Source organism: Citrobacter freundii complex sp. 2024EL-00216, from assembly GCF_043945515.1.
Taxonomy (GTDB): Bacteria; Pseudomonadota; Gammaproteobacteria; order Enterobacterales; family Enterobacteriaceae; genus Citrobacter; species Citrobacter portucalensis.
Genome location: NZ_JBIMRA010000009.1, coordinates 56001 through 77388, shown reverse-complemented (window position 1 = coordinate 77388; position 21388 = coordinate 56001). Strand labels below are relative to the sequence as shown.

The 21388-nt window shown below is 51.5% G+C and carries 20 protein-coding genes and 1 other annotated feature; of the genes, 11 read left to right on the top strand and 9 right to left on the bottom strand.

The genetic code is table 11. The features are described from left to right. Positions 1–38: 38 nt before the first annotated feature. Positions 39–1592: an EAL domain-containing protein gene (locus tag ACHHZ7_RS13725; protein WP_032942548.1), complete on the bottom strand. Its 1554-nt coding sequence runs from the start codon at positions 1590–1592 to the stop codon at positions 39–41. 188 nt (positions 1593–1780) lie between these two features. Here ACHHZ7_RS13725 and ACHHZ7_RS13720 point away from each other — a divergent pair, with 188 nt between their 5' ends. After that, entirely contained in the window at positions 1781–2041 is a 261-nt protein-coding gene (locus ACHHZ7_RS13720; RefSeq protein WP_008783961.1) for a type B 50S ribosomal protein L31, read from the top strand. A gap of 1 nt (position 2042) precedes the next feature. Beyond that, positions 2043–2183 (top strand): type B 50S ribosomal protein L36, encoded by a 141-nt coding sequence (gene ykgO, locus ACHHZ7_RS13715; protein WP_005125190.1) that lies wholly within the window; start codon positions 2043–2045, stop codon positions 2181–2183. 78 nt (positions 2184–2261) lie between these two features. Here the strand turns inward: ykgO and ACHHZ7_RS13710 are convergent, their stop codons facing one another. The 6 genes from ACHHZ7_RS13710 to acrA form a co-directional block, all read right to left on the bottom strand. Continuing rightward, positions 2262–2732: a YlaC family protein gene (locus ACHHZ7_RS13710; protein WP_060682648.1), complete on the bottom strand. Its 471-nt coding sequence runs from the start codon at positions 2730–2732 to the stop codon at positions 2262–2264. A 116-nt stretch (positions 2733–2848) separates the two neighbouring features. Further along, positions 2849–3400 (bottom strand): maltose O-acetyltransferase, encoded by a 552-nt coding sequence (maa, locus tag ACHHZ7_RS13705; RefSeq protein WP_060682647.1) that lies wholly within the window; start codon positions 3398–3400, stop codon positions 2849–2851. Positions 3401–3581: 181 nt separating this feature from the next. Next, positions 3582–3800, bottom strand: coding sequence for an HHA domain-containing protein (locus tag ACHHZ7_RS13700; RefSeq protein ID WP_002892050.1), 219 nt, complete (start codon positions 3798–3800; stop codon positions 3582–3584). A gap of 27 nt (positions 3801–3827) precedes the next feature. After that, a complete protein-coding gene (tomB, locus tag ACHHZ7_RS13695) occupies positions 3828–4202 on the bottom strand; it encodes an Hha toxicity modulator TomB (RefSeq protein ID WP_003021733.1) in 375 nt (124 codons plus the stop codon). Positions 4203–4690: 488 nt separating this feature from the next. Beyond that, positions 4691–7840 (bottom strand): efflux RND transporter permease AcrB, encoded by a 3150-nt coding sequence (gene acrB / locus ACHHZ7_RS13690; protein WP_354649667.1) that lies wholly within the window; start codon positions 7838–7840, stop codon positions 4691–4693. 22 nt (positions 7841–7862) lie between these two features. Beyond that, positions 7863–9056 carry a multidrug efflux RND transporter periplasmic adaptor subunit AcrA gene (gene acrA, locus ACHHZ7_RS13685; protein ID WP_003831044.1) on the bottom strand — a complete coding sequence of 398 codons (1194 nt, stop codon included), beginning with the start codon at positions 9054–9056 and terminating at the stop codon, positions 7863–7865. A 141-nt stretch (positions 9057–9197) separates the two neighbouring features. Between acrA and acrR the strand changes: the two genes are divergently transcribed. Together acrR and mscK are read left to right on the top strand one after the other, a co-directional pair. Further along, on the top strand, positions 9198–9848 hold the full coding sequence (acrR, locus tag ACHHZ7_RS13680) for a multidrug efflux transporter transcriptional repressor AcrR (RefSeq protein WP_395149121.1): 651 nt from the start codon (positions 9198–9200) through the stop codon (positions 9846–9848). A 128-nt stretch (positions 9849–9976) separates the two neighbouring features. Continuing rightward, complete coding sequence (mscK, locus tag ACHHZ7_RS13675; RefSeq protein WP_048214782.1) at positions 9977–13342, top strand: mechanosensitive channel MscK; 3366 nt, start codon at positions 9977–9979, stop codon at positions 13340–13342. A 75-nt stretch (positions 13343–13417) separates the two neighbouring features. Here mscK and rsmS read toward each other — a convergent pair whose 3' ends face one another. Both rsmS and priC read right to left on the bottom strand, forming a co-directional pair. Next, a complete protein-coding gene (gene rsmS, locus ACHHZ7_RS13670) occupies positions 13418–13579 on the bottom strand; it encodes a pleiotropic regulatory protein RsmS (protein ID WP_008783967.1) in 162 nt (53 codons plus the stop codon). Between the two features lie 14 nt (positions 13580–13593). Next, on the bottom strand, positions 13594–14121 hold the full coding sequence (gene priC, locus ACHHZ7_RS13665; RefSeq protein WP_008783968.1) for a primosomal replication protein N'': 528 nt from the start codon (positions 14119–14121) through the stop codon (positions 13594–13596). 69 nt (positions 14122–14190) lie between these two features. On the opposite strand from priC, the gene ACHHZ7_RS13660 reads away from it, so the two are divergent. From ACHHZ7_RS13660 to adk, 7 genes are all read left to right on the top strand, one after another. Then, complete coding sequence (locus ACHHZ7_RS13660; RefSeq protein ID WP_008783969.1) at positions 14191–14568, top strand: DUF454 family protein; 378 nt, start codon at positions 14191–14193, stop codon at positions 14566–14568. A 193-nt stretch (positions 14569–14761) separates the two neighbouring features. After that, entirely contained in the window at positions 14762–15313 is a 552-nt protein-coding gene (apt, locus tag ACHHZ7_RS13655; protein ID WP_003021759.1) for an adenine phosphoribosyltransferase, read from the top strand. Between the two features lie 210 nt (positions 15314–15523). Beyond that, positions 15524–17452, top strand: a complete 1929-nt coding sequence (gene dnaX / locus ACHHZ7_RS13650) for a DNA polymerase III subunit gamma/tau (RefSeq protein ID WP_060682646.1) — start codon at positions 15524–15526, stop codon at positions 17450–17452. Then, positions 16785–16849: a sequence feature (DnaX frameshifting element), on the top strand. Its footprint overlaps the gene before it by 65 nt. 57 nt (positions 17453–17509) lie before the next feature. Further along, complete coding sequence (locus ACHHZ7_RS13645) at positions 17510–17839, top strand: YbaB/EbfC family nucleoid-associated protein (protein WP_003021764.1); 330 nt, start codon at positions 17510–17512, stop codon at positions 17837–17839. Continuing rightward, positions 17839–18444 (top strand): recombination mediator RecR, encoded by a 606-nt coding sequence (recR, locus tag ACHHZ7_RS13640; protein WP_003831050.1) that lies wholly within the window; start codon positions 17839–17841, stop codon positions 18442–18444. The genes ACHHZ7_RS13645 and recR overlap by 1 nt, the downstream gene beginning before the upstream one ends. 110 nt (positions 18445–18554) lie before the next feature. Continuing rightward, the gene (htpG, locus tag ACHHZ7_RS13635) at positions 18555–20429 is read left to right on the top strand and encodes a molecular chaperone HtpG (RefSeq protein ID WP_060682645.1); all 1875 of its coding nucleotides are present in this window, start codon (positions 18555–18557) and stop codon (positions 20427–20429) included. A gap of 231 nt (positions 20430–20660) precedes the next feature. Continuing rightward, positions 20661–21305 (top strand): adenylate kinase, encoded by a 645-nt coding sequence (adk, locus tag ACHHZ7_RS13630; protein ID WP_003021773.1) that lies wholly within the window; start codon positions 20661–20663, stop codon positions 21303–21305. Positions 21306–21388 lie beyond the last annotated feature (83 nt).

Here is a 21388-nt window from a genome sequence, read left to right as displayed (position 1 = left end):
GCGGCGTGCCGCCAGCCATCTCAACATCAACAGCAATGTTAAAGCCGTTTTTCTGCCCACAGAATAAATTCCGCCTTCGGCAGCGCTTTGCTGTAAAGCCAGCCCTGACCGTACTGCACGCCATGCTGGCGTAGCCAGGCTTCCTGATTCTCGGTTTCGATACCTTCCGCCACCATCTCCAGCTTCAACGTTTTCGCTATCTCGATAATATGTGGCGTCACGTTGTTGTACTCCAGTGCATCAACGAACGATTTGTCTATCTTCAGGATGTCGACATCCAGATCCTGTAAATAGCTCAGGCTGGAATAGCCGGTGCCAAAATCATCGATATAGATCGAGTGGCCTGCCTGACGGTATTTAGCAATAAACGGCGCGCTGTTTTTCGGGTCGGCAAACTCGCGTTCAGTTAGCTCCAACGCGATTTGCGCAGGCTTAAGTTGCCAGTGGTTCACTTTCTGACTTAACAGAGCAGGAAGCGTTTCGGAGGCCAGATCGGCTGACTCAAGATTGATGGATATATGCTGCTCCGGATGCTGACGCAGCCATTTACCTAAATCTTCAAATACGCTTTCAATAATCAACCGTGTGAGAGGCTCTGTCAGCCCGGTCTCTTGCGCCAGCGCGACGAAAATTTCTGGCGACAGATAGCTTCCGTCAGCCTGTTGCCAGCGAGCCAGTGCTTCAGCCCCGACGACTTTTCCCGTTTTGAGCGAGATAATCGGTTGGTAGTAGACCTTGATATCCCGATGCTGGATAGCGTCCTGTAATTGGTGATGGGGCGACTGTAAGCGGCGCAAAATGCGCAAAACAAAGGCGGCGGTGAGCAATCCGATAAGAATGCCTGCCGGAAGCCAGATCAGCGCCTGTCGGTGCCAGGTTTTTTGTAACGGCAGGGTAGATGCCCAGGTTACGATCGTGATACCCAGTTCCGGGAAGGGGCGGGCGTTATAAATGCTGCCATCTTTTTTAAAATGAGTAATCGATTTTTCTTGCTGTACATGCTGCAAAACGTCCGATGGCAGATCGGCGCTACTGGCAACAACAACGTTGCGCACGGTGCCAATGATAGTCACTTCAATCGGCCATGAGCCAAAAGGGATGACGTCAATGAAAGAACCCGGATCGACCATCACAACATAATGTTCGCTCCCTAATGCTGCCATAAAGCGCTTGATGCCCAAATCATTTTGCGTGGTAAGCCATGCGCGATATCCATCAGGCGTAACTTTCATTGCGGGTGGAAATGCGTCTGCCTGGCTTCTTTTTTCCAGAGATGAGCATTGCGGAACATTATCTTTGAGGTACAGCACTTCCTGAATATAGCGATAGCTATAGGACAAACGACGCATTTCCAGCAGATGCTCTTCACTGCAAGGCACCCCCTGAAATGCTTCAATATGGCGCAATGCTTTTTTCGCCTGCTCGCCTACGCGTTCCGTACGTAATGCGACTCGTGTTGAGAACATATCGAGTTCATCGATAAATTTCGTTTCGACCTGTCGATGTGCCAGCCACAGGCTTAAACCTACCGGCGCGAGGATGGAAAGGAACAGTACCCCAGTCACCAGGCTTATCAAATGTCGTGTTGTCACAGTGATATCCTTATTTACACAGCGTAGGGAAAGTATATCCGAAACCCCAAAAAGCTATTCGATTGGCATCATATATTTACGGCCATTTATCATCCCGTTTGACTCCCTGTAGCGTAAATCAGGTTGTGGTTTGTGCAAGAGTGGTGTATTTTTATGGTTATGTTATAACGTATCAAATTGAGGTTGCCATGAAACCGGATATTCATCCTTTTTACCGTACCGTAGTGTTTCACGATACCAGTGCCAATGAATTCTTTAAGGTCGGTTCGACCATCAAGACTGAGCGTGAAATTGAGTTTGAGGGGAAAATGTACCCGTACGTGACCCTCGATATCTCTTCTAAATCACATCCGTACTATACCGGGAAACAAAAAACCTTTGATAATGAAGGTAGTGCAGCACGTTTCCAAAAACGTTTTGGTCATTTTATTGGCGTTAAGCGGGGTTAAAATGCAGGTACTCAATTCACTTCGCAGCGCAAAACAGCGCCATCCTGACTGCCAGATAGTAAAACGCAAAGGGCGTTTGTACGTTATCTGCAAAACGAATCCGCGCTTTAAAGCAGTACAGGGGCGTAAAAAAAGACGTTAGTTTCTTTGCCAGCATTTCAGGGATTAAAGTGCGTTACTTTCGCAGGAACGCACTTTTTTTATCTGTGCTGAGATGCCGTTACTGGCTGGTCTGGGCGCGGGTAAGCGTAAAGATATCGTAAAACGAGAGTTCGCCTTTGCGCGATATCATCTTTTGCAGCTGTGCTTTATGTTCGCTATCCACGGACGGTGAGTGCAGGATAGTATCGATGAGCGAGGAGGGGACAAAGCGAGTGTTGTACCATTCTCCGTTATAGCAAACTCTAAAATCCAGAACGTCGATATCTTCAAAGCGGTATCGTGGCGCAACGTCGAAAAAGAAAAAGCCGTTGAGTACAACGAACAGTACCACCAGCAGCCATACCGAATCGACTAACGTTTCTGACTGTAGCATCACCGCCAACGTGGCAAACCACGCAACATACATGCCGATAAACAGCCCTGGGTGTTTGCGAATAAAGCTGATGCTAAAGCGCGGTTTGTTGTCGCGCTTCTCGCGAATATTTAAGTCGTCGATTGTTTCAGTAAGCAGGCGCTGTATTTCTGTCATCTCTTGCCTTCGTGATATCTGCAAAATTCAGGAGGGATCGCCCTATTTTAAAAGGGGATACCCTTTGAAGAAAGTAACAGATTAACCGCAATTTAGCATAACAGTTACATTTAAGATCACAGCGTTTTGATGATCCTTGCGGGATTGCCCCCAACCACGGTGTTTGCCGGAACGCTTTTAGTGACCACTGCGCCTGATGCCACAACCACGTTATCGCCCAGCGTGACGCCGGGATTGATCACTGCACGGCCACCTATCCAGACATTATTGCCGATAGTCACGGGCTTTCCGAACTCCAGGCCACTGTTGCGCTCGGTAGCATCCAGCGGATGGGTCGCGGTATAGATATGAACGCCTGGTGCCAGCATGCAGTTGTCGCCAATATGAATTGGACAAACGTCGAGCATAACGCAGTCGAAATTAGCGTAAAAGTCTTTACCAAGATAGATGTTATAACCGTAATCACAACGGAAAGAGGGTTCAATATAGGCTCCCTCACTCTGACCTAACAGATCGTGCAGGATTGCCTGACGCTCATTTTTTTCATCGGGAGCGGTGAGATTGTAGCGATGGATCAACTGACGAGCGCTTAGTCGGTCACTGCGCAGCGTTTCATCTGCCGGGCGATAGTATTCGCCGGCGATCATTTTTTGCTTTTCATTACGCATTACGAATTCCCTGTGTACTGAAGGTTATTTCAGCACAGTAAAACGTAATGCAAACAAGGGGAACGTTCCCGCTTCTTTGCTGTGATCATAGTCACGCGATTTGAATTAAATAACCATTGTAAATACGAAAATGGTCAGCCAGACAACGGTACCGCTATACCTGACTTAACCTTGAGTGCAATTAGCGAATGAATTTCCAAACAGAAGTTGGAATCTTGTCGTAAAGCTTATTCATGGTCAATTCAGCAAGGCGATGATCTGCTGCTGAGTAAAATACAGCCAGTTCGTTGTCGGACAATTCATATTTATTTTTTTCAATAACGCGCTCTAGCGTATCAATTGTCTGGCAACGTCGCAGGCGCATCAAATAATCTGTTTTAGTTAATGGTTTATCGGACATAACTCTTACCTATGATTGTAATAATTTTTAACAAGACAAACTAACAGGATTAGCCCTGGTGGCATTGACAAAACAGCGAAACAGTCGATTACCTGACTTCCGCCATTTCTGCAGATCCTGCGTATTAATACCATAACTGCTGAACAACATAAAAGTGTCATCCAGGTATTCATCTATCTGCGCGATCAGCTTATTGTCCTCATTGTACTTAATTTTATAATTAAGTGCGAAGGTTGCAATATGCTCTATCAGTTCATTGAGCTGCAAGCTGGTTGCAGAGGTAGGGTCATTAACCCAGCCATGGTTACTTTGTTCAAGGTTTGCAAGACAGTCATGATACAGAGTTTCGCAGAGAAATTTAAGCTGCGCGATATCATGTCTTTTGGGTGAGTATTCATCCATAACGCATCCCCTTCTTAGTGGCTTAAACTAACCGAACACCTTTCGGGATGGATACAACAACTACCTGGAACTTGCCCGCGACTCCTGATGATTTAACTATAATCTACTCTAAAAAAGATTTCATCGTCATATCACGAAAAATTACAATTATGTAAAATTATGATGCTAAGTCATTTTTACATTTTAACAGATAAATGCCGCTATTCGAAATGGGACAATTTCTTTATTCTTCGGGCAATCATCGGGTTATCTTGTTTAGGTTTAGCAACGAAAGGCAACAACCGACAATGTGAACCAGTGGATAGGATTAATCTTAATATTTATTAAAGTAAATAAGAACTCTCGCTGTTTTTTTAAGAATAGCTTTTAAGGCTGCAAGGATTATATCGCTTATTTATCCGATAGAAAATAAACGGAATGGCAATAAGTGATTTTTATGATTTTTCCAGAAAAAAGGCCGCTTGCGCGGCCTTATCTTTAGAGATGTATCAATGATGCTCTACTGAGTGGCTATGCTCAATATCTTCATTTTTGCGGCTAAAGCGGCGGCGTACCACCACAAAGAACACCGGAACAAAGAAGATAGCCAACACGGTAGCCGTCACCATCCCGCCCATTACGCCAGTACCAACGGCGTTCTGTGCACCGGAACCTGCGCCGGAGCTGATGACCAGCGGCATTATGCCCAGAATAAAGGCCAGTGACGTCATCAGGATTGGACGTAAACGCATGCGTACTGCGTCCAGCGTCGCCTCTATCAGACCTTTACCCTCTTTATCCATCAAGTCTTTGGCGAATTCGACGATAAGTATCGCGTTCTTCGCCGACAACCCAATGGTTGTGAGCAGGCCTACCTGGAAGTAAACGTCGTTGGTCAGGCCGCGGAACGTTGCTGCCAGCAATGCACCGATAACACCCAGCGGTACAACCAGCATTACGGAGAACGGAATTGACCAGCTCTCGTACAGCGCTGCCAGACACAAGAACACGACGATCAGTGAAATGGCATACAGGGCAGGGGCCTGGTTGCCGGACAGTCGTTCCTGGTAGGACATACCGGTCCAGTCATAACCGATACCGGATGGCAGTTTGCTGGCCAGTTGCTCCATCATGGCCATGGCTTCACCGGTACTTTTACCCGGAGCGGCCTGACCTAAGATTTCCATGGACGGCAGACCGTTATAGCGTTCCAGACGCGGTGAACCGTATTCCCAACGTGAGGTGGAGAAGGCGGAGAACGGTACCATCTGTCCATCGCTGCCGCGGACGTACCAGTTTCCAATATCTTCCGGCAACATACGGTATTTCGCTTCAGACATGACGTAAACTTTCTTCACACGACCACGGTCGATAAAGTCATTCACGTAGCTTCCGCCCCATGCTGCACCCAGCGTTGTATTAATATCACTAATGGAAACGCCCAGAGCCTGCGCTTTTTCCTGATCGATATCGATCTTGAACTGCGGCGTATCTTCCAGACCGTTAGGACGAACACCGACCAACAGATCAGGATGCTTCGCGACTTCACCAAACAGTTGGTTACGCGCCTGAGTCAGCTTCTCATGGCCCAGACCTGCCTGGTCAATCAACTGGAAGTCAAAACCGGTTGCGGTCCCTAACTCCACAATCGCTGGCAGGTTAAAGGCAAAGACCATGGCGTCTTTGATCTGCGAGAATGCGCCCATTGCACGTTGAGTAATCGCTTCAACTTTGTTCTCTTTACCTGGACGTTCACTCCAGTCTTTCAAAGAGACGAATGCGATACCGGTGTTCTGACCACGACCTGCAAAACCGAAGCCGTTAACGGCAAACACCGATTCAACGTTCGCTTTTTCTTTGGTCAGATAGTAATCCGTCATTTCGTCCAGCACCTTCTGGGTACGCTCTTGCGTTGCACCCGCTGGCAGCTGAGCCATAGACAGGAATACCCCCTGGTCTTCGTCTGGCAGGAACGAACTTGGCAGACGAACGAACAGATAGGCCATGCCCACGACGATGATCAGATACAGCGCCAGATAACGACCGGTGCTGCGCAGAATACCGCCTACGCTATCGGTGTAATGGTGCGTACTCTTATCGAACATGCGGTTAAACCAGCCGAAGAAGCCTTTTTTGCCTTCTCCGTGATCGCCTTTAGCAATCGGTTTGAGCATGGTCGCACACAGGGCAGGGGTCAGAATCAATGCCACCAGTACAGACAACGCCATCGCGGAAACAATGGTGATGGAGAACTGACGGTAAATTGCACCGGTAGAACCCCCGAAGAACGCCATTGGGATAAATACCGCTGACAGTACCATCGCGATACCCACCAGTGCGCCCTGAATCTGGCCCATTGATTTACGCGTTGCTTCCTTCGGCGGTAGTCCTTCCTCAGCCATTACACGTTCAACGTTCTCGACCACAACGATGGCGTCATCCACCAGCAGGCCGATGGCGAGCACCATCCCGAACATCGTCAGGGTGTTTATCGAGAAGCCGAAAATCGCAAGGACGGCAAACGTACCCAAGAGCACCACCGGCACGGCGATAGTCGGAATCAGCGTCGCGCGGAAGTTCTGCAGGAACAGATACATTACCAGGAACACGAGGATGATTGCTTCCGCCAGCGTTTTCACTACTTCGTGAATAGATATTTTCACGAACGGCGTGGTGTCATACGGGTAAACGATCTTCAGACCTGACGGGAAGAACGGTTCCATCTTCTTCAGTTCATCGCGGATAGCGTTTGCTGTATCCAGGGCGTTAGCACCTGTCGCCAGCTTGATACCCAGACCGGATGCCGGTTTACCGTTGAACTTCGCAATGATGTCGTAGTTCTCACCGCCCAGTTCCACTTTCGCCACGTCACGCAGACGAACCTGGGAACCATCCTGATTCACTTTCAGCAGAATTTTGCTGAACTCATCAGCGGAGGTCAGACGGGTTTGCGCGATGATTGACGCGTTAAGCTGCTGGCCTTTCACCGGCGGCGTACCGCCTAACTGACCGGCTGCAACCTGGGCGTTCTGCGCTTTGATGGCGCTGATTACATCAACCGGCGTCAGCTGGAAGTTGTTCAGTTTGTTCGGATCCATCCAGATACGCATCGCGTACTGAGAACCGAACAGCTGAACATCACCCACACCTGAAGTACGGCTGATGGCATCCTTCATGTTGGCGCCAACGTAGTCGGAAATATCCTCCTGCGTCATGGTGCCGTTGGTGTTGATAACACCGACAACCATCAGGAAGCTGCTGGATGACTTCTCAACGCTAACCCCTTGTTGCTGTACTTCCTGAGGCAGCAACGGCATGGCCAGCTGCAGTTTGTTCTGCACCTGTACCTGCGCGATATCCGCATCAGTACCAGACTGGAAGGTTAGGGTGATCTGCACGGTACCCGTGGAGTCACTGTTAGAGGACATGTACATCAGGTTATCGATACCGTTCATGTTCTGTTCGATAACCTGCGTAACAGTATCCTGTACTGTTTTGGCATCAGCGCCAGGGTAGGTCGCGGAGATCGTCACTGCTGGCGGTGCAATAGTTGGATATTGCGCTACCGGCAATTTGAGGATCGCGAGCCCCCCTGCCAACATGATGATAATGGCGATCACCCACGCAAATATTGGGCGATCGATAAAGAAATTAGGCATGTCTTAACGGCTCCTGTTTAAGTTAAGACTTGGACTGTTCAGGCTGGCTACCGCTTTGGCCTTGCTGGTTGTTATCAGCGGTGATTTCCTGCGCTTTTACCTGCGCTCCAGGACGTACTTTCTGCAGCCCAGTGACAATCACGCGGTCGCCCGGCTTAAGTCCATCAGTGACTAACCATTTGTCGCCAATCGCTTGTGCGGCGACAATTTGACGAGTTTCAACTTTGTTGTCTGCACCGATAACCAATGCACTGGCATCGCCACGCGGTGTACGGGTAACGCCTTGCTGTGGAACCAGTAATGCCGTTGGGTTAATCCCTTCTTCCAGACGTGCGCGAACGAACATACCCGGCAGTAAGGTGTGATCCGGGTTAGGGAAGATGGCGCGTAACGTAATCGACCCGGTAGTTTGATCAACCGTCACATCAGAAAATTCCAGCGTGCCGGACTGCGGGAATTTAATGCCGTCATTGGTTACCAGTTCGACTTTCGCTTTGCCGTTCTCTTGCTTCAGCGTGCCGTTGGCCAGCTCTTGCTTCAGGCGCAGGAAGTCGTTGCTTGACTGCGTCACGTCCACGTAGATCGGGTCCAACTGTTGAACGGTCGCCAGCGCGGTCGCTTGACCGTTTTGCACCAGAGCACCTTCCGTAACGGATGATTTACCAATGCGGCCGCTGATCGGCGACGTCACTTTGGTATAGGCCAGATTGATGCGTGCAGTTTCGACCGCGGCTTTCGCGGCGACAACGGCGGCGTTTGCCTGCTGTGCGTCTGCCAGCGCGCTATCATAGTCCTGTTGACTGATGTACTTGGTACCCAACAGTTTCTGATAACGTTTAACCGTCAGTTGAGCGATATTTGCTGCGGCTTGTGCTTTGGCCAGATCGCCTTTTGCGCTTTCATAAGCGGCCTGGTAAGTTGCAGGATCAATCTGATAGAGAGATACACCCGCTTCGATATCGCCACCTTCCGTGAAATTACGCTTCAGGATAATACCGCTAACCTGAGGACGAACTTCTGCAATGCGAAACGCACTGGTGCGACCCGGAAGCTCAGTTGTTATCTGTAGAGGTTCAGTTTTGAGCGTAACAACTCCAACCTCTGGCATCTGCTGGCCCCCTTGTTGGGCCTGTTTGTCGTCACATCCTGTTAGCGCTAAGCTGCCTGAGAGCATCAGAACGACTGCCAGAGGCGTTAACCCTCTGTTTTTGTTCATATGTAAACCTCGAGTGTCCGATTTCAAATTGATCAATGGCTTAAAGCCCATAAACCCATTGCTGCGTTTATATTATCGTCGTGCTATGGTACATACATTCACAAATGTATGTAAATCTAACGCCTGTAAATTCACTGACATATGGCACGAAAAACCAAACAACAAGCACAGGAAACACGACAGCATATTCTCGATGTTGCTCTGCATTTGTTTTCGCAACAAGGGGTATCATCCACCTCGCTTGCGGAGATCGCAAAAGCCGCTGGTGTCACGCGCGGCGCAATCTATTGGCATTTCAAAAACAAGTCGGATTTATTCAGTGAAATCTGGGAGCTAGCAAAACCTAACATTGATGAGTTAGAGACTGAGTATCAGGCAAAATTCCCCGACGATCCACTATCAGTATTAAGAAAAATTTTAATTTACGTTCTTGAAGCTACCGTGACAGAAGAACGCCGACGTTTGTTGCTGGAAATTATATTCCACAAATGCGAATTTGTCGGGGAAATGGCCTCTGTTCAGTTAGCTCAACGCCATCTTTGTATTGAAAATTACGATCGTATCGAACAAACATTGCGGCACTGTATGGATGCCAATATGCTGCCGGAAAACCTGAACACACGTCGCGTGGCGGTCCTGTTGCGCAGCTATATTACCGGAATCATAGAAAACTGGTTATTTGCCCCCGAATCGTTTGATCTGAAAAAAGAAGCTCGGGAATACGTCGCAGTGCTGCTGGAGATGTGCCTTATGTGCCCAACTCTGCGGCTTGGCGTGGCGGAAATCCACTAAATGTTTTGGGCCTGTACCAGGAATTCTCCTGGTCGTTTTGCCTGCTGCTATTCTGCCGGTCACAGCCGTGATATTCTTGCCGCTTGACTATTTTCGGTCACTTTTCCGGTTCAGAAACGTTCATTCTCATGACTATGTTGCAGCTCTATAAACGTTCACAGCATCTTATTGCTATTACCATTCTTTTCTTCATTCTCTTGCTATCTTGCCAGTCGTCTGCTTTTGCGCGGGCGCAACAGAGTGGTGAACTGCCGACGAAAGCGGATATTCAGAGCCAACTGGACGCGCTGAGTAAACAAAAAGATCTCTCCGCGCAGGATAAGCTGGTTCAACAGGATCTCCTCGATACCATCGCCACGCTGGATAAAATCGATCGCGTGAAAGATGAGACCGTACAGCTTCGTCAGAAAGTTGCCCAGGCGCCGGAGAAAATGCGTCAGGCGACGGATGCGTTAAATTCGCTCAGCGATGTCGATAACGACGATGAAACGCGAAAAACGCTGAGTACACTCTCCTTACGACAGCTTGAGTCGCGCGTGGCACAGGTTTTGGATGATCTGCAAAGCTCGCAAAACGATCTTGCTGCCTACAACAGCCAATTGGTGTCGCTGCAAACGCAGCCAGAGCGTGTGCAGAATGCGATGTACACCGCGTCGCAGCAAATGCAGCAAATCCGCAATCGACTCGATGGCACCAATGTGGGAGAGGCGGCGTTACGCCCCAGCCAGCAGGTGTTGCTGCAGGCGCAGCAGGCGCTGCTGAATGCGCAGATCGACCAACAGCGTAAGAGCCTCGAAGGTAATACTGTTTTGCAGGATACCTTGCAAAAACAACGTGATTACGTAACAGCTAACAGTAACCGGCTTGAACATCAGCTCCAGCTTCTGCAAGAAGCGGTGAACAGCAAACGACTGACGTTAACCGAAAAGACGGCTCAGGAAGCGGTAACGCCGGATGAAGCCGAGCGTATTCAGTCAAATCCGTTAGTGAAGCAGGAACTGGACGTTAACCATCAGCTAAGTCAGCGTCTGATTGCCGCGACCGAAAACGGCAACAACCTGATGCAGCAGAATATCAAAGTCAAAAACTGGCTTGACCGCGCGCTGCAATCCGAACGCAATATTAAAGAACAGATCGCCGTCCTGAAAGGCAGCCTGCTGCTGTCGCGTATTCTGTATCAGCAACAACAAACACTGCCGTCGGCGGATGAACTTGCCGATATGACTAACCGGATCGCTGATTTGCGTCTGGAGCAGTTTGAAATCAACCAGCAGCGTGATGCGCTATTCCAGAACGATGCGTTTGTCGCCAAACTGGAAGAAGGGCACAGCAACGAAGTGAATGGTGAAGTCCATGATGCCCTGCTGCAGGTTGTGGATATGCGCCGTGAACTGTTGGATCAGCTGAACAAGCAGCTGGGCAACCAGTTGATGATGGCGATTAACCTGCAAATCAATCAACAGCAGCTAATGAGCGTGTCGAAGAACCTGAAAGGGATCCTCACGCAGCAAATCTTCTGGGTTAATAGTAACCGTCCGATGGACTGGGACTGGATCAAAGCCTTCCCGCAAACGCTAAAAGACCAGTTTAAGTCGATGAAAATCACAGTGAACTGGGAAAAAGCCTGGCCCGCCGTCTTTATTGCGTTCCTGGCGGGGCTGCCACTGCTGCTTATTGCCGGGTTAATCCGCTGGCGTTTGAAATGGTTGAAAGAGTATCAGGCGAAATTAGCCGCCGCAGTAGGGAACCTGCGTAATGACAGTCAGCTCAATACGCCAAAAGCGATTCTGATCGATCTGATCAGAGCGTTGCCGGCGTGCCTGATTATCCTCGCCGTGGGCCTGATTCTGCTTACCATGCAGTTGAATATCAGCGACCTGCTGTGGGCGTTCAGTAAGAAGATGACAGTCTTCTGGCTGGTGTTTGGTCTGTGCTGGAAGGTGCTGGAAAAAGATGGCGTGGCAATTCGTCATTTTGGTATGCCAGCGAAACAGACAAGCCACTGGCGCCGCCAGATCGTGCGTATTAGCCTGGCGCTGTTACCGCTCAACTTCTGGTCGGTCATTGCTGAGCTGTCGCCGCTTAATTTGATGGACGATGTGCTGGGTCAGGTAGTTATTTTCCTCAACCTGCTGCTGATTGCCTTCCTGGTATGGCCAATGTGTCGTGAAAGCTGGCGCGACAAAGAGTCGCATGGCTTGCGTCTGGTTACCATTACTGTCCTCTCAATTATCCCGATTGCATTAATGGTGCTGACGGCGACAGGGTATTTCTACACCACGTTGCGCCTGGCCGGTCGTTGGATTGAAACGGTCTATCTGGTTATCCTTTGGAACCTGCTGTATCAGACGGTACTGCGTGGATTGAGCGTGGCGGCACGTCGTATCGCCTGGCGCCGTGCCTTAGCGCGTCGTCAGAACCTGGTGAAAGAAGGGGCGGAAGGAGCCGAGCCGCAGGAAGAACCGACCATTGCGCTTGAGCAGGTGAACCAGCAAACGCTGCGCATCACCATGCTGGTAATGGTTGCCCTGTTTGGTGTTCTGTTCTGGGCTATTTGGTCTGATTTGATAACTGTATTCAGCTACCTCGATAGCATTACGCTCTGGCATTACAACGGCACCGAAGCGGGAGCTGCGGTGGTGAAAGACGTCACCATGGGCAGCCTGCTGTTTGCGATTATTGCCTCAATGGTCGCGTGGGCGCTGATCCGTAACTTACCCGGCCTGCTGGAAGTGCTGGTGCTGTCGCGACTGAAGATGCGTCAGGGCGCTTCGTATGCGATCACCACGATCCTTAACTACGCGATCATCGCCATCGGCGCGATGACGGTCTTCGGATCGCTCGGTGTTTCGTGGGACAAGCTACAGTGGTTGGCAGCAGCCCTGTCGGTTGGTCTTGGTTTTGGCTTGCAGGAAATCTTCGGTAACTTTGTTTCGGGTCTGATTATTCTGTTTGAACGCCCGGTCCGCATCGGCGATACCGTGACTATCGGTACGTTCTCAGGAACGGTCAGCAAGATCCGTATCCGTGCCACCACTATTACCGACTTCGATCGCAAAGAGGTGATCATCCCGAACAAAGCATTTGTGACGGAGCGTTTGATCAACTGGTCGCTTTCCGATACCACCACGCGCCTGGTGATCCGCATCGGCGTGGCCTATGGTTCGGATCTGGATAAAGTGAAGAAAGTGCTGCTGCAGGCGGCGATGGAACACCCGAAAGTGATGCACGATCCAGAGCCTGCGGTGTTCTTTACCGCCTTCGGCGCCAGCACGCTGGATCATGAACTGCGATTATACGTACGTGAACTGCGCGATCGTAGCCACACGGTTGATGAACTGAACCGTGCGGTCGATCGTTTGTGCCGTGAAAACGACATTGATATCGCCTTTAACCAGCTCGAAGTGCATCTGCATAACGCGAAAGGTGATACCGTGACCGAGGTTAAGCGTGACATCATTAAAGGTGATGATCCGACGCCTTCGGTAGGTTAATAGAAAAACTCATCAGGCCTGCGAGCTTCGATTCATTCGTAGGCCTGATAAGTGCAACGCTTTCAGGCATTCCAGCTATATCGCGTTTTTTGAACAAGAGAGCTGTTTCTTTTCGTAATCCCGTTTAACAATCTCCAGCGCCTTCAGTACGGTTTCAGGCGCAACCTGATTTTCCTCAAGTAAAACAATCAAATCGACGGCCAGTTTGACCTCGTCCGGGGCGTTCTCTAATGACATAAATTCTCCGGGGATTAACGGGTTAAACGCGCCAGCACGTTTTCTATTCTTGCCAGAGCATGGCGACAGCGCGCCAGTCGCGCCTCGAATGCTTCTACTTCACGATGCAGTTTTTGCTGTTCTTCAAAGCCGGTAGCCTGAGCCAGGCGCTCTTTGCGTTCTCGCGTCATTTCAACCAGACGGCGTTCAAACTCCTGGTGTTGTACTCGCTTGCGCTGCCAGCGCGCAAGACCTGGAGATGCGCTGTCCCACTCCCGGAGCGACCAACTGGCGGTTTCACGTGAAATCGCCTCTAACTGTGAGGCAAGGTGTTCCGCAAGCCAGGTGATTTGTGGGAGTTGCTGCTGCTCAACGGCGCGACGCAGGGCAGTAAGATTATCGTCAGCCTCATCCAGACAGGCCTGCAGCAACGTGCTGCGCGTGTGAAACAGATGCCTGTCAAAGCGGGCGCTAAGCGTTGTGTGGTGCGCCAGCGGGGCGCAATGTTGTCGCAAGCGGTTAAGCTGGTTTTCGAGCGTCTGTAACAGCATGGCGGTTTTCACAACAACACTCCGATGAAAATGAGAACCGTTATGCTAAAGTAGCGATTCTCTGTGTTAAGTACTCATATTATGCAACGCATTATTCTAATCATCATTGGCTGGATAGCGGTAGTGCTAGGTACGCTGGGCGTTGTATTGCCTCTGTTGCCGACGACGCCGTTTATACTGCTGGCTGCCTGGTGTTTTGCCCGCTCATCGCCGCGTTTTCACGACTGGTTGCTTTACCGTTCGTGGTTCGGCGGGTATTTGCGCCACTGGCAAAAACACCGTGCGATGCCGCCGGGAGCAAAACCGCGCGCTATTTTGTTGATCCTGGTGACGTTTGGTATTTCACTGTGGCTGGTCAATATGATGTGGGTACGCGGCCTGCTGCTGGTTATTCTCGCCTGTTTACTGATTTTTATGTGGCGGATCCCGGTGATTGATGAAAAACAACAAAAGCAGTAAAGCGCAATAATCGCTGTTGCAATTGTCTCTCACAGCCAGTAAATTCGACCGTTTTCGAGCACAGGCGCAGGTGGTCAAAGGTTAAGCAAGTGTAACCTTGGCTCTTATATAGACACAAAATCATTCAAGATTCGTCGAGGATGAAGTGTTTAGTGCGCCGTGAAGTAATACTGTATTAATCAGGCACAAACTTATGACCGCGACAGCACAGCAGCTTGAGTTTCTCAAAAATAGCATCAAAAGCATCCACGACTACCCAAAACCGGGCATTCTCTTTCGTGATGTCACCAGTTTACTGGAAGACCCGAAAGCCTACGCCCTCAGCATTGAATTGCTGGTTGAACGCTACAAAAATGCGGGTATCACTAAAGTGGTTGGCACCGAAGCGCGTGGCTTCCTGTTTGGCGCGCCGGTAGCGTTGGGTTTGGGCGTCGGCTTTGTTCCGGTACGCAAACCCCGTAAGCTTCCGCGTGAAGTTATTGCTGAGACCTATGAGCTGGAGTACGGCACCGATCAGCTGGAAATCCACGTTGATGCCATCAAACCTGGCGATAAAGTGCTGGTTGTGGACGACCTGCTGGCAACTGGCGGCACGATTGAAGCGACCGTGAAGCTGATCCGTCGTCTGGGTGGTGAAGTTACCGATGCTGCTTTTATCATTAACCTGTTTGATCTGGGCGGCGAACAGCGTCTGGAAAAACAGGGGCTGACCTGTTATAGCCTGGTTCCATTCCCGGGCCACTAATTTAGGGCTATCTTTTTTGCCATTTTGGCCCCGGTCAGTGCTCGAAATCCTCACGTACTGCGTGTACGCTCCGGTTTCTGTGCGCTGCCCGAAACCAAACTGACTGCAACGATAACGCCCGAATATAACGTGTCAACCTCGCCGTCGCTGCGAGGTTGTGTTAGCATTATCCCCCTGTGAATCCACCCTCCAGCCTTTCAGAGCCTGCCAATGAGTTATCAGGTCTTAGCCCGAAAATGGCGCCCACAAACCTTTGCTGACGTCGTCGGCCAGGAACATGTGCTGACGGCACTGGCGAACGGCTTGTCGTTAGGGCGTATTCATCATGCTTATTTGTTTTCCGGCACCCGTGGCGTCGGGAAAACCTCTATCGCCCGCTTACTGGCGAAGGGATTAAACTGTGAAACCGGTATCACCGCTACGCCGTGCGGCGTGTGCGATAATTGCCGGGAAATCGAGCAGGGGCGTTTTGTCGATCTGATTGAAATCGACGCCGCCTCACGCACCAAAGTCGAAGACACCCGTGACCTGCTGGATAACGTCCAGTATGCGCCTGCGCGCGGTCGCTTTAAGGTTTACTTGATCGACGAAGTGCACATGCTGTCGCGCCACAGTTTTAATGCCTTGCTGAAAACGCTCGAAGAGCCGCCCGCGCACGTTAAGTTCCTGCTGGCGACTACCGATCCGCAGAAGCTGCCGGTGACTATCCTGTCGCGCTGTCTGCAATTCCATCTTAAAGCGTTGGATGTCGAACAGATTCGCCATCAGCTTGAGCATATCCTCAAAGAAGAGCATATCGTCCATGAACCACGTGCACTGCAACTGCTGGCTCGCGCCGCGGACGGCAGCCTGCGTGATGCGCTGAGCCTTACCGATCAGGCGATCGCCAGCGGCGATGGTCAGGTCTCGACCGAGGCGGTAAGCACCATGCTCGGCACGCTGGACGACGACCAGGCGCTCTCGCTCGTTGAAGCGGTTGTGGCTGCGGACGGCGAACGCGTTATGGCGCTGGTAAACGACGCCGCCGCGCGCGGTATCGAATGGGAAGCGCTGCTGGTTGAGATGTCGGCTTTGCTGCATCGTATTGCCATGGTTCAGCTTTCGCCTGCCGCGCTCGGCAGCGATATGGCCGCCATTGAACAGCGTATGCGTGAACTGGCGCGAATTGTTCCGCCAACCGATGTGCAGCTTTACTACCAAACTTTGTTAATCGGCCGCAAAGAACTGCCGTATGCGCCGGACAGGCGAATGGGCGTCGAAATGACGCTGCTGCGTGCGCTGGCTTTTCATCCGCGCATGCCGCTCCCGGAACCTGAAGTTCCACGACAGTCGTTTGCCCCGGTCGCACCCACTGCGGTGATGACCCCGACGCAGGTGCAGCAGCAGCCTGCGCCTGCACAACAGCAACAGAATGTGCCGCTCTCCGATGCCACCAGTCAGGTGTTGGCGGCGCGTAGCCAGTTGCAACGCGCTCAGGGAGCAACCAAAGCAAAAAAGAGTGAACCGGCAGCCGCTTCCCGCGCGCGGCCGGTGAATAATGCTGCGCTGGAAAGACTGGCTTCGGTGTCGGAACGTGTTCAGGCGCGTCCGGCGGTCTCTGCGCTGGAAAAAGCACCGGCGAAGAAAGAAGCGTATCGCTGGAAAGCGACCAATCCTGTTGCAGAAGTTAAAGAAGTCGTTGCCACGCCGAAAGCGCTGAAAAAAGCGCTTGAGCATGAAAAAACGCCGGAACTGGCGGCAAAGCTTGCGGCTGAAGCCATTGAACGCGACCCGTGGGCCGCCCAGGTGAGTCAGCTCTCGCTGCCTAAACTGGTGGAGCAGGTAGCGCTTAATGCCTGGAAAGAAGAGAATGGCAACGTAGTTTGCCTGCACCTGCGTTCCACGCAGCGACACCTAAATTCCAGCGGCGCGCAGCAAAAACTGGCTGAAGCACTGAGTTCCTTAACGGGGTCAACGGTTGAATTGACCATCGTTGAAGATGATAATCCAGCGGTGCGTACGCCGCTGGAGTGGCGTCAGGCCATTTATGAAGAGAAACTCGCGCAGGCGCGTGAGTCGATTATTGCGGATAATAACATCCAGACGCTGCGTCGTTTTTTCGATGCGGAGCTGGACGAAGAGAGTATTCGCCCCATTTGATCGTGAGCCTAATGGTTTGACGGTCGTCATCCCTTAACGTGATTGAGAGAGAAGCCTATGTTTGGTAAAGGCGGTCTGGGTAACCTGATGAAACAGGCCCAGCAGATGCAAGAAAAAATGCAGCAGATGCAGGAAGAAGTCGCCAAGCTGGAAGTGACCGGCGAATCTGGCGCGGGTCTGGTAAAAGTGACCATTAACGGCGCGCACAACTGCCGTCGCGTGGAGATCGATCCAAGCCTGCTGGAAGACGACAAAGAGATGCTGGAAGATCTGGTTGCTGCGGCATTCAACGACGCGGCGCGTCGCATTGAAGAGACGCAGAAAGAGAAGATGGCCTCTGTTTCCTCCGGAATGCAGCTGCCGCCTGGCTTTAAGATGCCGTTCTGATGCAAACCAGCCCGCTGTTAACTCAGCTTATGGAAGCACTGCGCTGTCTGCCGGGCGTTGGCCCGAAGTCGGCGCAGCGCATGGCGTTCACGCTGCTTCAGCGCGATCGCAGCGGCGGGATGCGTCTGGCACAGGCGTTAACGAAGGCAATGTCGGAAATCGGCCACTGTGCCGATTGCCGCACCTTCACAGAGCAAGACGTCTGCAACATTTGCTCGAACCCGCGTCGCCAGGAAAACGGTCAGATTTGTGTGGTGGAGAGTCCGGCGGACATCTACGCCATTGAGCAAACCGGGCAATTTTCCGGACGTTACTTCGTGCTGATGGGACACCTGTCGCCGCTGGACGGTATTGGCCCTGATGATATCGGGCTGGATCGTCTCGAACAGCGACTGGAGTCTGAGCAAATCAACGAACTGATCCTGGCGACCAATCCTACGGTCGAAGGAGAGGCGACCGCCAACTATATTGCTGAGCTTTGCATGCAATATGGCGTTGAAGCCAGCCGTATCGCCCATGGCGTACCGGTCGGCGGCGAGCTGGAAATGGTCGATGGCACTACGCTGTCGCACTCTCTGGCAGGGCGACACAAGATTAAATTCTGAACAAACGGAGGCCGCGACGGCGGCTTCCGCTTGAAATCCTTCCCGCTTGTCCCCATTTCACCCTCAACGTGTTTTTACCATTGAAAACGGCATTGTTGAGGTAGATCTACATGAAAGGACAAGAAACTCGTGGTTTTCAGTCAGAAGTAAAACAGCTTCTGCACCTGATGATCCATTCTCTGTATTCCAATAAAGAAATCTTCCTGCGTGAGCTTATCTCTAACGCCTCGGATGCGGCAGACAAGCTGCGTTTCCGCGCCCTGTCTAACCCGGACCTGTATGAAGGGGACGGTGAGCTGCGTGTACGTGTTTCCTTCGATAAAGATAAGCGTACGTTGACCATTGCCGATAACGGCGTGGGGATGAACCGTGATGACGTTATCGATCATCTGGGGACCATTGCGAAATCCGGTACTAAATCTTTCCTCGAATCCATGGGATCCGATCAGGCGAAAGACAGCCAGTTGATCGGCCAGTTCGGGGTGGGTTTCTACTCTGCGTTCATCGTGGCGGACAAAGTCACCGTGCGTACCCGCGCTGCGGGCGATAAGCCGGAAAACGGCGTGTTCTGGGAATCTGCGGGTGAAGGTGAGTACACCGTTGCTGACATCACCAAAGACGATCGCGGCACCGAAATCACCCTGCATCTGCGTGAAGGCGAAGATGAGTTCCTTGATGACTGGCGCGTACGTTCCATCATCAGCAAATATTCCGACCATATCGCGCTGCCGGTAGAGATCGAAAAATCCGAAGAAAAAGACGGCGAGATCGTGGTTTCCTGGGAAAAGATCAACAAAGCGCAGGCGCTGTGGACCCGTAACAAGTCGGAAATCAAAGACGACGAATACAACGAGTTCTACAAGCACATCGCCCACGACTTCACTGACCCGCTGACCTGGAGCCACAACCGTGTGGAAGGTAAGCAGGAGTACACCAGCCTGCTGTACATCCCGTCCCAGGCTCCGTGGGATATGTGGAACCGCGATCACAAGCATGGTCTGAAACTGTACGTCCAGCGTGTGTTTATTATGGACGACGCCGAGCAGTTCATGCCGAACTACCTGCGCTTTGTGCGCGGTCTGATAGATTCCAACGATCTGCCGCTGAACGTTTCCCGTGAGATCCTGCAGGACAGCACCGTCACCCGTAACCTGCGCAGCGCGCTGACCAAACGCGTACTGCAGATGCTGGAAAAACTGGCGAAAGACGACGCGGAAAAATACCAGACCTTCTGGAAACAGTTCGGCCTGGTACTGAAAGAAGGCCCGGCGGAAGATCACGCCAACCAGGAAACGATCGCTAAGCTGATGCGCTTCGCGTCTACGCACACTGACTCCTCCGCACAGACCGTGTCGCTGGAAGACTACGTGTCGCGGATGAAAGAAGGGCAGGAGAAAATCTACTACATCACCGCAGACAGCTATGCGGCAGCGAAGAGCAGCCCGCACCTGGAACTGCTGCGTAAGAAAGGCATCGAAGTGCTGCTGCTTTCTGACCGCATCGATGAGTGGATGATGAACTACCTGACCGAGTTCGACGGTAAGGCATTCCAGTCTGTTGCCAAAGCTGACGAGTCCATCGACAAGCTGGCGGATGAAGTTGATGAATCGGCAAAAGAAGCGGAAAAAGCGCTGACGCCGTTCGTTGAGCGCGTGAAAACCCTGCTGGGCGACCGCGTGAAAGAAGTGCGTCTGACTCACCGTCTGACCGACACGCCAGCCATCGTCACCACCGATGCGGATGAAATGAGCACCCAGATGGCGAAACTGTTTGCCGCTGCGGGCCAGGCCGTACCGGAAGTGAAATATATCTTTGAACTGAACCCGGACCACGTGCTGGTAAAACGCACGGCGGATACCCAGGACGAAGCGCAGTTCAAAGAATGGGTCGAACTGCTGCTGGATCAGGCGCTGTTTGCTGAGCGCGGCACGCTGGAAGACCCGAACCAGTTCATCCGTCGTATGAACCAGTTGCTGGTGTCCTGATACCCGTAATGTAATGCCGGATGGTGCTAACGCTTATCCGGCCTACAGCATCTCGTAATAGTATGCCGGATACGGTGTTTCCACCGCCATCCGGCATTTTCTCGCCTTATTTTTAATTTTCCCACCGTTAACCGTTTCAGCGTCGGGCGTCTTTCTTGAGCCAATTGCGTGATGGTGGTATCGTTTAGCGCTTTTTAAAAAATATCGACAACCTTTAAGGGGATTTTCGTAATGCGTATCATTCTGCTTGGCGCTCCGGGCGCGGGTAAAGGAACTCAGGCTCAGTTCATCATGGAGAAGTATGGTATTCCGCAAATCTCCACCGGTGATATGCTGCGTGCCGCCGTGAAATCTGGCTCCGAGCTGGGCAAACAAGCGAAAGACATCATGGACGCCGGTAAGCTGGTGACTGATGAGCTGGTGATCGCGCTGGTAAAAGAGCGTATTGCTCAGGAAGACTGCCGTAATGGTTTCCTGCTGGATGGCTTCCCGCGTACTATTCCGCAGGCAGACGCCATGAAAGAAGCGGGCATCAACGTGGACTACGTTCTGGAGTTCGATGTTCCTGACGAACTGATCGTTGACCGTATCGTGGGTCGTCGCGTACACGCTGCTTCTGGCCGCGTTTACCATATCAAATTCAACCCGCCTAAGGTTGAAGGTAAAGACGACGTGACTGGCGAAGAGCTGACCACCCGTAAAGACGATCAGGAAGAAACTGTACGTAAGCGCCTGGTGGAATACCATCAGATGACCGCTCCGCTGATCGGCTACTACTCTAAAGAAGCGCAGGCGGGTAACACCAAATACGCGAAAGTTGATGGCACTCAGGCCGTTGCTGACGTGCGCGCAGCGCTGGAAAAAATCCTCGGCTAATTTTTTCGCGTAATAAATCTCTTATCAGGCCTGCCATTATCGCGTAGGCCTGATAAGCGTAGCACCATCAGGCAAATTCTCGT